The organism is Dyella sp. SYSU CM1112, from assembly GCF_058216415.1.
In genome coordinates this window covers 105,370-120,412 of the sequence record NZ_JBZEGI010000009.1, presented here as the reverse complement: position 1 = coordinate 120,412, position 15,043 = coordinate 105,370, and the positions used below count along the sequence as shown (strand labels likewise).

At 56.5% G+C, this 15,043-nt stretch carries 10 protein-coding genes and 1 pseudogene; 4 read left to right on the top strand and 7 right to left on the bottom strand.

The genetic code is table 11. The features are described from left to right. The first annotated feature begins 120 nt into the window (after nt 1-120). Nucleotides 121-1,104 carry a hypothetical protein gene (locus tag AC4HNJ_RS13910; protein WP_490480187.1) on the top strand — a complete coding sequence of 328 codons (984 nt, stop codon included), beginning with the start codon at nt 121-123 and terminating at the stop codon, nt 1,102-1,104. 377 nt (nt 1,105-1,481) lie between these two features. Further along, nucleotides 1,482-2,186: a glutathione S-transferase family protein gene (locus AC4HNJ_RS13905; protein ID WP_490480186.1), complete on the top strand. Its 705-nt coding sequence runs from the start codon at nt 1,482-1,484 to the stop codon at nt 2,184-2,186. A gap of 184 nt (nt 2,187-2,370) precedes the next feature. Here AC4HNJ_RS13905 and AC4HNJ_RS13900 read toward each other — a convergent pair whose 3' ends face one another. Beyond that, a complete protein-coding gene (locus AC4HNJ_RS13900; RefSeq protein WP_490480185.1) occupies nt 2,371-3,981 on the bottom strand; it encodes a methyl-accepting chemotaxis protein in 1,611 nt (536 codons plus the stop codon). A gap of 173 nt (nt 3,982-4,154) precedes the next feature. Next, nucleotides 4,155-4,442, bottom strand: a complete 288-nt coding sequence (locus AC4HNJ_RS13895) for a BufA1 family periplasmic bufferin-type metallophore (RefSeq protein ID WP_490480184.1) — start codon at nt 4,440-4,442, stop codon at nt 4,155-4,157. Nucleotides 4,443-4,768: 326 nt separating this feature from the next. Between AC4HNJ_RS13895 and AC4HNJ_RS13890 the strand changes: the two genes are divergently transcribed. After that, complete coding sequence (locus AC4HNJ_RS13890; protein ID WP_490480183.1) at nt 4,769-5,410, top strand: DUF1109 domain-containing protein; 642 nt, start codon at nt 4,769-4,771, stop codon at nt 5,408-5,410. A 29-nt stretch (nt 5,411-5,439) separates the two neighbouring features. Here the strand turns inward: AC4HNJ_RS13890 and AC4HNJ_RS13885 are convergent, their stop codons facing one another. From AC4HNJ_RS13885 to AC4HNJ_RS13870, 4 genes are read right to left on the bottom strand one after another with little or no spacing between them, the layout of a single operon-like run. After that, nucleotides 5,440-6,201, bottom strand: a complete 762-nt coding sequence (locus tag AC4HNJ_RS13885; protein WP_490480182.1) for an HvfC/BufC family peptide modification chaperone — start codon at nt 6,199-6,201, stop codon at nt 5,440-5,442. A gap of 8 nt (nt 6,202-6,209) precedes the next feature. Continuing rightward, complete coding sequence (gene bufB / locus AC4HNJ_RS13880; protein ID WP_490480181.1) at nt 6,210-7,142, bottom strand: MNIO family bufferin maturase; 933 nt, start codon at nt 7,140-7,142, stop codon at nt 6,210-6,212. A gap of 35 nt (nt 7,143-7,177) precedes the next feature. Then, complete coding sequence (locus AC4HNJ_RS13875; protein WP_490480180.1) at nt 7,178-8,125, bottom strand: DMT family transporter; 948 nt, start codon at nt 8,123-8,125, stop codon at nt 7,178-7,180. Between the two features lie 32 nt (nt 8,126-8,157). Beyond that, a complete protein-coding gene (locus AC4HNJ_RS13870; protein WP_490480179.1) occupies nt 8,158-8,934 on the bottom strand; it encodes an SDR family oxidoreductase in 777 nt (258 codons plus the stop codon). Between the two features lie 993 nt (nt 8,935-9,927). Between AC4HNJ_RS13870 and AC4HNJ_RS13865 the strand changes: the two are divergent. Continuing rightward, nucleotides 9,928-11,292: pseudogene (locus AC4HNJ_RS13865) on the top strand (FAD-dependent oxidoreductase); the annotation flags it as partial. 223 nt (nt 11,293-11,515) lie between these two features. Here the strand turns inward: AC4HNJ_RS13865 and AC4HNJ_RS13860 are convergent. Beyond that, on the bottom strand, nt 11,516-15,043 hold the full coding sequence (locus AC4HNJ_RS13860; RefSeq protein ID WP_490480178.1) for a DUF8189 domain-containing protein: 3,528 nt from the start codon (nt 15,041-15,043) through the stop codon (nt 11,516-11,518).

The window sequence follows — 15,043 nt, the reverse complement described above, 5'->3', positions numbered from 1 at the left end:
CAAGCGACGGACCTCTTCCCGAATATGGGGCGCACCTTGCGGCAACCGCACATTACTGCGATGTAACGTTTGTTGAGCGGCGCACGAATGCCCAATGATGGCTTCCCGCTGGAGGTGTGTATGGAACGTCGACGCTTTCTTCAGGCGATCGGAAGCCTGGCATTTGCCGCGAGGCTGCCGGGGGAAGCTTTTGCACAACCAGACGATGACGCCGAGAGCATCTATGCCAGATTGCAAAATTCGCCCGATCTGCGTTTCTCGATGTGTCACGGAAATATTTCCATACTCATCGACGGAGACGCCTCGCCGCTGGACAAGCACCGCATCGAGACCTGGGTGAGGCGAAGCGCCTCGGCAGTTTCCGGTTACTTCGGCCGTTTTCCCGTTGAGCGCTGGGGTTTGCTCGTTACACCTGGAGAAGGTAACCGTATTGGCCCTGCAACGACTTGGGGTTATCCAGGCTCCATAACGCATCTTACGGTGGGGCGCGAGGTATCCGAGGATGCCTTGCGGGACGACTGGGTGATGGTGCACGAAATGACCCATCTTGCGCTCCCGCGCGTCCCCATGCGCAGTGCATGGTTTATGGAAGGCAATGCCACCTATGTCGAACCTATTGCCCGTGCGCAATTAGGACAGATTCCTCCCCAAGAGGTTTGGCGATGGGCTGTTGACGACATGCCCAAAGGGCAACCCAAGCAAGGTGACAAAGGGCTGGATCATACCCATACCTGGGGAAGAACCTACTGGGGTGGTGCCATGTATTGGTTGAGCGCTGAAGTAGACATCTATAAAAAGAGCGATGGAAAGTATCGCTTGCAGGATGCATTACGCGCCATCAACCGTTCCAGTGGCGGCAACGGTACCTTCTGGAGCGTGGAGCAAGCGACACGGGTGGGGGATATGGCGGTGAAAAGCGATGTACTGACCTCGCTTTACATGCGGCTCAAAGACCAGCCCGCGGCTTTCGATCTCCATGGCATGCTTCAGCAGCTAGGCATTTCAGAGAACGATGGCGTTATACGCTTTGACGACCGGGCGCCACTTGCGGCACTGCGCCGGTCAATCACGTCACCCAGGAACGCCAAAATTGTCGCTTGTTGAGCGGCACTGATTCGATATTCCATGGACGATGTCTTGAACCTTCCTTGCGCAAAGTCTTGCGCCCTCCTCGCAGCGTTCGTCAACCACCTGTAACCCGATCGCAGGGTCAAACGAAGTGACCTGGCGAACCACTGATTGGCGTCTGGAAAAGGAAATAGGTGCGACAAATGATTGCAAGGCAACGCCGGCCGTCACATACCTTGTCGACCTGCAGCTGAAGACGACGCCGTGACCGAAATAACAAGATTGACTGTGCCGTGGGATATTCGGGAGCCTCGGGATCCCACGTTTTGATGGCTACGCCGATGCCACCTCTTTGTCGTGACCTCGGCGTAGCCGTCTTTTTTCCAACTCATTGAACAATACGCGAGGGCATCATGATTCAGTTTTATTTTCATCCCACGCCCAACCCTGCAAAGGTGGCTTTGTTTCTTGAAGAAAGCGGTCTCCCTTACGAACTGCGACCGGTCGATACGAAAAAGGGCGAACAGCACACATTGGCCTTCCGGCATATCAACCCCAATGGCAAAGTCCCTGCCATGGTCGACACAGACGGTCCCGATGGTCGCGAAGTGCGGGTGTTCGACTCCAGCGCCATACTTCTTTACCTGGCAGAAAAGACCGGTCAATTTCTTGGTGCGCCGAAGGACAGGCCGGAATTACTTTCCTGGCTATTTTTCATCAGTTCGGGCCTTGGCCCGTTCTCGGGCCAGTCTGTACATTTCCAACATGCCGCGCCGGAAAAACTGCCCTATGCGATCAATCGGTTTCGCCGTGAAGCGGACCGGCATTACCAGGTGCTCAACGAACGGCTGACCCATCGTATGTATCTAGTCGGCGATAGCTACACGATTGCCGATATGTCGGCGTGGGGATGGGTCGCACGCGCAGCGTTCGTCTTTCCTGGCAGCGAAGACCCCCTCGCGCCCTACAAGGAGCTTAAACGCTGGTTCGACGCGATTAATGCCCGACCCGCTGTTGCGCGCGCCAAGGCGGTGGGGGAGAAACATGTCTTCAAGCAGGAAATGGACGAAGAAGCGCGCCGTGCGCTGTTCCCGTCCAATTATGCGGTGGAGGTCTGATCCCTGATCATGGCGACGTTTGGTCAGGCTCGACCACTGGCCATCTGCTCCGTTTCGCAGGGATCAAAAACACCCTGACTGAGCGATACGCGCCCCTTTCGCTTTGTAACAGGGCTCACCCTAGCGCTTCCGATGGAAGCGCTAGGCATGGTTTCACTCCTTCTAAGGCGGCCATCGATCATGGTCACGCCGTTAACATGGGCCTCAACTGACCGGATGCTGACGGATGATCTGATTGAGCACTGTTGCGAATCTGAAAAACGCTGACTGCGTGTACCAGTCGCCCGGCTTCTCCCTCCAGCTCTCCCGCAGCGCCCGCCGTACGTTGGACAAGTCCAGCGCTCTGTTGGGTCGCTTTATCAAGGTCGGCAACGACGCGATTGACATGTGCAATCGCCTCGGACTGTTCAGACGTCGCCGCTGCAATTCTTTTCATCATCTCCGTAACACGCTCGGCAGAGCCGACAATCTGATGCATCGCGTTTCGTGCTTCCAAGACTTGACGCGCACCGGATTGAACCGATTCATTCGAGGCATCGATAAGCGTCTTGATCTCCTTGGCTGCCTGCGCGCTTCGAAGCGCCAACGAACGCACTTCAGAAGCGACGACCGCAAAGCCCTTGCCGTGCTCGTTGGCGCGAGCAGCTTCCACCGCGGCATTCAACGCCAGGATGTTCGTCTGGAATGCAATGCTTTCAATGATATTGACGATATCGGAAATACGTTCGGCGTTCTCCGACACGGCTGTCATCGTCGAAGCGACGGCGGACACCCTGTCGCTCCCACGCACCGCATCCGATCTCGCTTCGCTGGCCAGTTCATCAGCCTGATGCGTGCTTGCGGCGTTCTGGCGAACGGCAGCCGCCAGCTGCCCAAGCGTGGCGGATGCCTGCTCAAGGGACCTCGCCTGTTGCTCCGTGCGCCCGGAAAGCTCCCGATTATCTCTCGATATATATTGAATGCCGTGTGTAACGTCATTCGTGCCTTGGCGGATCGTGCCGACCGTTTGCACAAGATCCGACTGCATCGTGTCAAGCGCCACGAAGAGTGCGCCAATTTCATTCCTCGCGTGATTTTCAATCGGAATACTGAGATTGCCGGTTGCAATGCGTTGAAACGTATGGGTCAGTTCACGCAAGGGCCGAAGGATGATGCGGTGGATCAATTGCCAATAGATGAGCATCAGCAAGATCGAAAGCACGCCCATGCCCACGGCCACACGTCCATTTTGATCGGCGCGCGCATCTGACTGGGTTTTCAATGCATCACGGCGCTGCCTGGCTTCATCGATGGCACTGCGCAACGTGGACTGGAATTCGGAATCGGCTTTTTCGGCGCCACTGGTCGCTGCCACATAATCATTCAAGGAGACGTCATAAAGAGCCTCCTCTCGCACCCCAAGAATCTGGGTGTACTTCTCGTACGCATTGCTGATGCGACGCACTTCGTCATCAGAAGCATCCTGGCGCGAAACGTTATCGCGCCACGATTTGAAAATCTTGTTCGCCTGCAAGCGCAGCGCCGAAGCCCGCCGGGTGTAATCCGTGGCGGTCACCTGGTTGCCGCGCTGAAGATTGATGTACGCGTTATCCATGTTCACCAATGCCGAGAGCAATAGACGCTGCATCTCGTGCAAGGGCTCAATGTCCGAGGTAGAAAGCTCGTCCAGTTCACCAATCGTCTGCGTCGCCTGTTTGGCATCGACCCACGATTGCCCCACGGACCACCACAAGGCCAAGGCAAACAAACCCAAAAACAACAGCAGCCACATTCGAATGGTCAATTTCGTCGACATCGCCCTATCCCGCCAGACCGTTTCCATCATCTTCATCACACCGTTACCTGATGCAGTACCTCTGGCAACGCGACAACTCTCCAACGTGTCGCCAGCCGACTGAAACATCAGGGCCGCCTAGCGGAGACGTGGAGCGACGCAAGCTCACCCCACGCGCTCCTTGCTCGCCCTACTTACGGCTTCATCGGCGTCAGCGAGCCGTGCCCCTTCGGTGTCTTGATGGAGGTGCAGGTTCCTGCGGGAACGTTTTTCCACGAATTGCCCTGATAGTCCTTCATGGATGTACCGGCACAGGTGGTGCCCGCGCCTGCCTTGCAATCGTTTTGACCCGCAAGCGCCACTCCGTAGCACTTCTCTACCTTCTGGCTGCCTTCGGCGGCGGATTGTTGCGTTTGTGCATGGGCACCGGAAGCCAATGAGGCCAGCAGGATCGCAGTAGCGGAAAGCGTCATCTTGTTCATCGTGGGATTCCTTTGAATGTTGATAAAAAAGGCGACACAGCAGCCCCTCTTAGCGCCAGGACTTGCTCCCGGCGGCTCTGCCTGCTGACTGGTCCGCGTAGTAGTTCGGCGCATTCGACGCTCCGGTTACAGCCATCTCGAAAAGCAAAGACGTACGTCCGAAATGGCCCCGCAGGTGTCAAATCTTTGACGCACGCATCCCCCCTCCGTAACTTTTACCGGGGATCCATCGAATCGAACGGAATGAGCCTTCCTTGCCCTGACATAAAGAACCGCTTCGCGGAGGTCTGCGTCAGGCATGCGCCGAACGCCATCTGGAGATGTGCATGAAAACGCGGCACTTAGTTACGCAACTCAGCAACAACTTGGTTCCCATCGAGCCGAATGCCGTAGCAAAACGTATTGGCCGGGCTCTGCTGCATGGCCTGGCAGCAAGCACCCTTCTGCTTGTTGTGCTCTACGGTGTACGGGGCGACATGCCAGCCATGATCGCAACACCACTTTTCTGGGCCAAACTCGCGTTCCCACTGGCCATCATCGTGCCTGCGCTAAAGCTGGCGGAACGGCTCGGACAACCTGGCGTCCCTACCAAACTGGCATGGATCAAGGTCCTGTTGCCCATTGCCACGCTGTGGGTGGCCACCGCGGCGATCCTTCTGGCTGCACCGCACGGCTATCGCTTGCAGCTCATGATGGGATCCACGTGGCGCGTAAGCACGCTGAACATCGTCCTCCTGTCATTGCCGCCGCTGGGTGCCGCGATGCAATCGATGAAGGGGCTTGCACCGCCCCATGCGGCCCTGGCAGGTGCAGGCATGGGGCTACTGGCCGGCGCGGAAGGCGTGCTGGTCTATACGCTTTATGGCGTCGAAATGTCCGTCCCTTTCTGGGGTGTTTGGTACGTTTTGGCAATGGGGATTACCACGGGCCTGGGCGCCCTGCTCGGCCTTAAATACTTGCACTGGTGACAACCTTCGCTTGTCATCCCGGGCAATGATCATGCGGATGTGTCGTCTCGCCCGATTTCAGCGACAGCCCCCGCCGTAAACAAGGCCGATACGCATGGCCCCAGATCCATATCCGGCTCGCGGTCCAGTGCTTGTGTTACTGCCGACTCCACGTCGTGGCCGCTCGCACATGCATCCAGAAACGCGCATCCTCCTGCCGACAGCGGATACCACTTCACCTCACCCGCAGGGCGCACAAGCAAAGCACCCTCGCCATGCCAGTCAAGATGTTCTGGAAGATCCATGCCCTCCCGGTTCACCCGCCAAATCGTGTAAGCGGGTTCATCCGTAAACCAGCGCCAGCGCGCACTGGGATGGATATGCAGCCTGGCGCGTTCCAGCTGCCGGGGTGGCCATGCTGCCAAGTCAGATACCGTCACATGCGCCTTATCCGCCGCCGCGTGAGCCTCGATCCAGAAATAGTCGAGCTGAGCGATGCTGGGCAGATAGGGCAATGCACCTGCCGGCTCGAACGATGCGAGGAAATCGGGAAAGCCTTGTCCGTAGTGCAGCAACCGCTCCTCCACTGGCGGCGACAAGACGGCATATTCGGCCGCAGCGGCGCGAAACCATTCCTCGCCAACGAGACGGACGACCGCTGGGAAATTCGCTTGCAATGCATCCACACAGCCTCGGATGACGGTATTGCGATACACCGCGAATCCCGGCTGATCCATCAAGGCGATCACGCGGCTATCTTCAGGTGCGCGGCCGTATAAGGCCTCGACGAACGCATCCTGAAAAGAAGCCATGGTTACGGTCACGCTGCCACCTCACTTGAGGCGAATATATCGAGCACGGATTGCGCATGCTGACGTTCATCCAGAAGTGCATCGAACTCGGGGATATGGCCGTCACGCTCAATCAGCGTCGGGCGCGGACCGATCCGATCGATAAAATGCGCATACAACGTCCACACCTGCGGATCGATGTCCGTGTCGTGGGAATCGATCAAGAATGCCTCGTTAGTATCGCTGCTATGTCCGGCCAGATGAATTTCCATCACTGCATCGGATGGCACGGCGTCGAGGTAGGCGATGGGATCCGTACCAAGATTATGCGCGCTGACAAATACGTTATTGATGTCGACCAGCAGACCGCATCCTGTGCGACGTACTACGTCTGCTAAAAAGTCGATCTCGCTCCAGTCATGTCCAGAGATCGTCAGATAATGCGCCGGGTTCTCGATTGCAATCCGGCACCCAAGCGTGTCTTGTGCCTGGTTGATATTCGCCGCAACTCTCATTAATGCATCCCGTGTGCGCGGGAATGGCAGCAAATCGGGATGGTACTGATCTCTCCATACCGACCATGCAAGGTGCTCCGACACGAGAGTAGGCTGTATACGCTCGATCAATGTTCTGAATCGACGCAGATGTGCCGCGTTAGGTTCCTTATCGGCCGCAAGCGACAACGATACCCCGTGCAGGGACAGCGGGTGGCGCGCCCGAATCGCTTCCAACCATGCAAGCCGGGGGCCGCCTTCAACCATGTAATTCTCTGGATGAACCTCGAACCATAACCCGGGCTCCACCGTCACATGGGCGTGTTCGTAGTGCTGCGGCTTCAGCCCCAGGCCTGCTCCGAGAAGAGATGTCGTCTTGCATAGCGAGGCCATGGCGATAGCGTAAGTCAGCGAGGAACGCGTTACAGCGAGTTCGCCATGACGCGTGCGCTGGTTACAGCCATCCACGCCATCGCCTCTCATTTTCAGGCACGGCTTCGGCGCTAGGGCTCACCCTCATATAGCGCCTCCTTCTTTGCCTCATTCAAGTTCTCGGCCGGCGTTACGCGATTGACAGCCCACAGGCCCATGCCAATCAACAACCCTCCTGACGCTTGCAACCAGGTCAAGGCCGTGCCGAGCACGAAGAAAGACAAGATCACCGTGAATACCGGTGTAAGAAACAGATAGCTGCTTGCCTTGGTCGCTCCTCCCTGCGACAGCGCCACAAACCAGAGGCCAAAGGAACCGGTCGAGGCAGGAATGGCCAGCCAGATAAACCATCCCCATTGCGACCAGGTCGTATGCGCCGGCCAATGCTGGTCCGTTGCGTAGCTAATGACGAGGAGGATCATCGAGCCAATCAGCATCTGCCAAAAACTCAACGCCCATGTACTCATCGGCCATTGCGATCGCTTGGCCACAATCGTGGCGCAGGCCCAGCAGAAGGCCGACAGCAAGCCGATCGCTTCGCCTACCAAGGTCGCGCCGCCACGGAACAGCTCCGGCCCCACGCCGATAGCCAAGGCCACCCCAACCGCCCCCATCCCCAGGCCTGCAAGACGCAGCCGGCCTAAAGGTTCGGACAGGATCAGCCAACCCAGAATCGCAACCAGTATCGGGTTGGTAAACAACAAAATCGCGGCCACTGACGCGGATATGTGTTGCATGGCCAGGAACAGCAGTCCCATGACCGCTGCAGTCTGCAGTGCCCCGATCAGCGCAACCGTGCACCAATGACTCCATGTCATTTCTCTGGGCGCCAGAGCGGACCGGAATGACGGACTCCATGCTCGAACCAACGGCAATGTGGCCACCGCCGCCACAAGGAATCGCCACGCCACCAGTGACATGGGCGGCACGCCTTGTTGGAGGAGAATCTTCCCCGCCACAAAGCTTGAACCCATCAGAAAGGTCGCTCCCAGCAGGGCACCCAAGAATCGCCAATTCACCATAAGACACCTGTTCGGCCGACAAACCGAGCTTAGATCGACACCACCTCACCGCCGTCCATGCGCAAAGATGCCCCTGTCAGCCATCGAGCACCCGGCGAGACCAGGAACGCCATCAGCCCGGCCAGTTCTTCGGGTTTTCCGTAGCGCCGGATACCCGATTGCTTAAGAAACTCGCTCACCGCCTGATCGACGCTCAACCCATGATCCGTCGCCCACTTCTTGAGATAGCTTTGACGGCGTCCCGTCATGACGGGACCGGGCAACACACTATTGACCTGCACACCATCTTTAAGGCCACGCTCCGCAAACGCTTTGGCCAAGGCAACAATGGCTGCATTGATGGCGCCCACCGCCGCATAAGGAGCCTTTGGAAATTGCGCGGAATTGCCCGATGTAAACACCACTGCGCCACCTGCAGCCTTCAATGCATCCCAAGCGCATAGGGTCAGGCGCCGCGCACCGTGAAACTTGAGCGACATTCCCTCGTCCCACTGCGCATCCGTCATGGTGAACAGGTCCACCTGCGGCACTGCCCCGGCGATATTAAGCAAGGCATCCACGCGTCCGAATTGCTCCAGCGTGCTATGCACAACATGTTGTGCTGCATCGGCTTTGCTCAGATCGGCCGCTATCACCAACGGCTCCGCCGAGGCGGCGCGAACCAACTCGGCCGTTTCTTCCAAATGCTCGCGATTTCGCGCCACCAAAACCAGCTTTGCAAAATCTTCTGCCAGGCGGACAGCTGTCGCCTTTCCGATGCCTTGGCTGGCGCCACTTACGATCGCAACACTTTCACGTAATGGCATAACGATTCTCCGTGGTGGATAGGAAGTGATTGACGTGTAGACCGATACACCGGTCGGAAGAGAAAAAGTGCCCCGGTTGGTTTCACTGCCGGCACAGGAGGGGGCCATCAAGGCCTTCCTTACTCCCACCAGTATTGTAACCACTATAACATAGTTTAAAAGGTTATCTATGACATCGCCGACTGTAAGCCACGGTCAAAAACATTGATTCAAATCACTGAATTTCATAACTAAACTTGTTTAAGCCCAGTGATCGCAACTTTTTACCATCAGGCAAAGAAAGGTTAGCGTCATCTCAAGCTTCGCAGGGAACAACAACGGAACCGTTATCAGCGCAAGTGAGGCTTCTGTAACCCCGCGAAGCGTGGCGTCTCGCCCAGCGCCGATGGCTTGGCCTCTTGAACGTCGTACCTAGCGAGTCGCGCCACTGCAAGATGGAAAGTCATCGAACAGCAAACAGCCGCGTCGATCCTGTCCCGGTGGGTTTGCACATCAGAGCTGCCGATATTCACGCCATGGCAGAGCTGACCGGCCAGACGCATTTGGTATATCGAAAGGATGCATGCACATACATGGCGATGAGGTCGAGCCCACGCTTCTGATTTCGCCAAGCTTGTTGAGCGCCACTTCCTGATCAAGCACAGCCGATCGCGTGCCGTGTTATCCGTCGACTTAGCATTTCAGAGCACGTGAAGATCTGCTGATTCATGCCGGCTCATCGGAACATGGCGTGATTTTCTTGTGCATGGATTCCGCCAGCATCGAACTTAAGGTGCATTGATTACTCGTACATCTAGCACGCTTCACACGATATAGATCCATCCGAAACGCCATGGCTTCGTATGAGCCCTGAATCAGCCCGTAAGGACTTTCTGATGTTGATGCATTTGTTTTGATCAACGACGCCAGTTTTATGCTTTCTTAATCGCCGGCCTAAGATTCTTGACCACCGTATCGCACTGCACGAAGCACTCATCGCGTCCAGGAGTCGGCATGGCCAAGCAAGTGATTACTCTGATCGGTGGTGGTTTGGTGGGCGCATTGCTTGCGCAACTTCTGGCCACGCAGGGTTTTACCGTCAGCGTCTTTGAAAAACGCGCGGATCCAAGGCGTATAGCCCGTTTTACTCGCGGCCGCACCATTAATCTGGCCGTTGCCGAGCGAGGCTTGCAGGCATTACGTACCGCAGGATTGGCAGAACATGCGCTGCGCAAGTCAGTGATGATGCGAGGCCGCATGGTGCATCCGTTTGAGGGCGCACCCGGGCTGCAACGTTACGGCATCGACGACAGCGAGGTGATCTGGTCTATCTCCCGTAGCGGCCTCAATACGTTACTGCTCGATGCAGCAGAGGCAGCCGGGGCCACGTTTCACTTCGGGCAAACATTGGCCAGTGCTGATATCGATGCACAACGCATCACGCTGGCCGACAGCGATGGTGTTCAACGCGAGCAGGACGCCGCCCTGTTGATTGGCGCCGATGGCGCCGGTTCCGCCTTGCGCGCAGCCATGAACGTTTATCAATCCCTTGGCATCCGCGTCGAACCACTCGGCCATGGTTACAAGGAGCTGGAAATCCCCCCTCTCGATGGCAGCCATCGATTTGCGATCGAACCTCACGCCTTGCACATCTGGCCGCGTGGCGGCTACATGTCCATCGCGACACCGAATATCACAGGCAGCTTCAATGTCACGCTATTCCTTCCTCGGCATGGCCCCCACCCCAGCTTCAACACGCTACCGGATACCGCAGCCGCCAGCGATTTTTATCGAGAGATCTTCCCCGATCTCTTTTCATTGATGCCGCGCCTCGCCGAGGATTACGGCAATCACCCAGTGGGCACACTCGCCACGCTTTATCTTGAACGCTGGCACGTCGACGGGCGTGCCGTATTGATTGGCGACGCAGCGCATGCCATGGGGCCGTTCCATGGCCAAGGAATGAATTGCGGCTTCGAGGACGCCGTGGTGCTGGCTGAGCTACTGGCGGATTTTCATCATGATGCTGCCGACGCTTTTGCGAAATTCCAGCACATTCGTCAGCCAAACGCCGATGCCATCGCAGCCATGACATTGGAAAATTATGTCGAAATGCGCGATTCCGTTGCCGATCCACATTATGTCGCCAAGCTGAAACTGGGGGCGCGATTAACCGAGGCTGCTCCACGGCACTTCATGTCGCGCTACCGTATGGTCACCTTCACCCTCCTGCCCTACGCCTACGCCTACGAGCGGGGCTACGCACAGGACCAACTGCTCGAAAAGCTACTGCGCGACTACCGGGACCCTGACGACGTACCGATAGACATCGCCGTCTCGGCCATACAAACAACCCTCCCCCCGCTCCCGCCCATGCATACGGGTGGCGCAGCTATTGCCGGCCATCGCGCAGCAAACGCTGAACCAAGACGGCCGTTGACGCATATCCTGCGTGCTTGATGTTCGGTGCGTGCCGAACGACGACCTGTCTTATTAGGCTCTTGCCCAAACCATACATGATCGATGCGGGAATCTCCGTCTCCCGTCGCATAGAGACGAAGATTCCCAATCGCTGGCCATCACTACTGGGAAAGCAAACGCATTACGCGCCGACGGCCTCCGGCAAACCGACTGTCGTCGTGTGGATCTCTTTGATTGCAACACCCAGCGATCCAAAAAACGCGATGAACGTCAACGCCGCCAATATCCCGGCCGGAATCATATAGGTGTTCTTGTTGAGACCCGGTATCGCGAGGAAATGCAAGGTTTGACCAGGAACAATATTGAGTATCGTGCGACTGAACGCCAGTTTGTTAAGCGTAGTCTGCTCCTGTTTGCTGAAGTTCCACGCGGTCATGATCAGATTGGCGACGCCCCACAAGGTCAGCGTCAATTCGGCGGTGTAAATCTTCGCCTCGCCTTGAATCCATTTTTGATAATGGATCAGACCACCACGCAATGGTCCGAACGTCATCTGGCAGATCCAGATCGTCACGCCAAAACCCGGGTCACCGGGGGTGCAGTTCGGCGCACCGGCTGACGCGGACAACGCCCAAGGCGCCGTGAAGCAGGTGGACAAAAAGCGTAGTGCGACCGGCACAATACCCGCAGGCCCTAACCCTTCCCCAGAGGCATTGGCGATGATGCCACCTGGTTCGGCGAGCGCGCGAACGCCCATTATGAAGCAGTATCCGGTGAGGAAATTTTCGCGCCACTGCGGATCCCAGGCATCAGCAGCCAAGGTGGTCACACTCGACGAACTGATTCCAAGCCGCTGCCGCAGCATCTCCGCGGTAAATGTACGTTTGAACGTTTCCAGTTGCTGCTCATTCCAAGGTGTCCGACCTAGGATGACCTTGGCGCCGATAGTCATCGGTATGGCGACTATCCATGCAATGACATTCACTGGTGTAATGGTCAGCCTATCGCCCGTGAACAGCTGATAGAGCTGCGAAAAGATAGGGATTTCCCATTCCTGGAAGATCGCGTCTCGAAAGGCGCGGATTACCGCCTGGAGCAGATCAAGGATCGAGTCCACGACGCCTTTGGCGAAATCGAGCGCAAAGAGTGCAACGCCTTCGAGTGCCTTGACGATACCGCTTAGCAGTAACTGAAGCGCCTTGTTCGGATCCTTGCCTATGTTGTCGAAGTATCCGTACGCTTCCTGAAAGGCCTGCTTGCCATCGCCGAATTCGAAGTTATCGCTCAGTGACTTCAATTTATCCATCAACGCGTCCAGCCCGGCATCGAGTTCTGCGGACGTGAAACTCCCGCCTGACTTTACCTCGATCGAACCATGATTCTGCTGGTAGGCATTGAAGAAAATATTATGATCGGAAGCATGCTGCTGATCTTCCGTAGCCGGTTGCTGGTTGAAGTAGTTACCCATGGATGGGTCACCTTGATCATTAAGGTTACCGACGAATTGATCGACGATCTCCTTAAGGTTGCCTTTGATCCGTTCGAATCCAGCGTCGACCTGATTGCGGATAGTGCCTACTGCATCGGCAGCGACATCGAGAATGACGCCGACGGTGTGTTTCACACCTTCGGCAGTACGCGCGAAATCCTTGAAGTTGAAAAGAAAGGCCAGCCATTCGTATAGCTGCTCCAGTTTCACTTTAAGCCAGTTCCATACACCCTCGATGAAATCGAAGGCCTGCTGGGCGAACTGGATCACCGCCTCGAATACTTTGCCGGCAATCTTGAACAGCACGGTCGTTATGCCATCTACCACGGTTACGATAATCTTTTCCAGGCCATCAATGAGCCAGGAAACCCCTTTCTTGATGCCATTCCAGACGGAGCCCCAGTCGACACCAAGAAAGCCGCCATCGGCGGCACCGAGATGGGCGTGTTCAGTTCGAAATGTCGTCACTGACGCAAGATCGGTATCGCGATAGATCGGAACGCCCGATGAGAAATCGATTTCCCATGCGACGGTTCCCAGCCCTGTAAAGTCCGATTGCAGCCGGAAGCCCATCGCATAGGTAGAAGCAAACTTGAATTGGACGGCGCCGGCCTTTTCATCGGCTTGCGCAATGTCCATGGACCGCCGTGTAATCTCCGCAATGCTCTCGGCTACGGCATCTCGATCCTTGGTATCAGCAGGCAATAATAAGTTGCCGCTCTTATCTCTGGCTTCGAGCACATCTTCTTTCTCCATGACAGCCATGCTGGCTTGCAACTGGCTGTTCGGCTGCACCTTGATAGGCTGCCCGACTGGAGTAAGTGGGGTGGAGACGAGCAAGGTAGCAGCGGCCAATGCATTCGCCCGTTGCAACACCACCAGTTTTCCCGTGACATCCGTCTTGAGGGTGATCGGATCGACAATGCTCGAGCTGTAGGCGTCTCCATTCACCCACAATGTCGTGAGGAATGCGGCATTCAAGGTGACGCTGGCGTTTTGCAGCGGGGCGCCACTTCCATCGACGACAATGATCTCCGTCGCATGCGTGGGGACGGAGATAAGTTTGTCTTCTGCCCGTGGCGCCTCGATCAACTCGGAGAACCACTGGCCGCTTTCGGGTGCCTGCCAAAAACGATAAATCTCATTCTCGGGTGTCACAGAAAAAGCTTCTGAATAGCCGCTTTGATTGCGTCCAACCGTAAAAATGGCGTTTTGCATCTCGGTCGCAATCGGAAACAGCACTTGCCAGCCGGAAACCTTGCCCTGCTGGTTCGCGATTTGTCGCGTGTACCGCAGGTCACCCGCCTCATCAAGCGCAAAAACTTCAATCAGATTGTCGCGGCGAAGATTTGCATGAAGGCGCCCCAGCTTACCGCGCTGTCCCGGCCCCACCTGCACCCAATCCTCGAATTGGATGCCGCCCGTCGAATACTTGCGCTGTCGCTTTACCCATAGCAAGCCGCTGTCACGTTCGACGGCGAAGATGTTGAGCAGGTCTTCCGCATCAACGATCACCGTGATATGCGAGGCTTTCTTATTGAGTTTCTTGAGCTGAGAAGTCCGAAAGCTGTCTTCGGCAAAAAGCACTTCGTCATCCATGCCAATGGCAAACAACGCCGACTGCACAGGGTTGTTCGCGACGGTGGTGATCTCCTTCACCTTAGCGTCGTTGCCGTCTGGTCCCTTGACAGGCGCCCATGTCGATCCACCCCATTTGTCAGCAAGTGGATCGTAATAATTGACACCAAGCCGACCATCATCGAGGCGCACATTGATATAGATCCGTCCAGTCGTCCCGCGTACACCACGAAAGCGGCGAATTACATCATGATCGGGACCCGTGGACTTTTGTCCGTAGGCACCGTTCTGCCACGTAGCAAGCGTTAATCGACCTTTGCTATCCAGACCAAACACAGAAGGCCGGTCAGGATCGCCCCCCGCCGACTCAAACAGATAGAGTTGCGACGCGCTGATCCCGAGGTCAACTTCATCATAAGGTGCCCTCTGATTGCTGGTTCGACGTAGACGGTAGACCCGTTCATCCGAGCCGACGCTGTAGATATCTAACGCGCCCTCGGTGTTTAGATAGGTGTGGATTTCCGTGCCAGACGAAACCGGCCGCAACGGTAAAAAAGTCTCCATGTACTTCGTGCTGACGCGTACGGCGGGCACAGACGTCGTAGGAGCAGATTCCAGCGTGGCGATTGAGAACAAATTCAT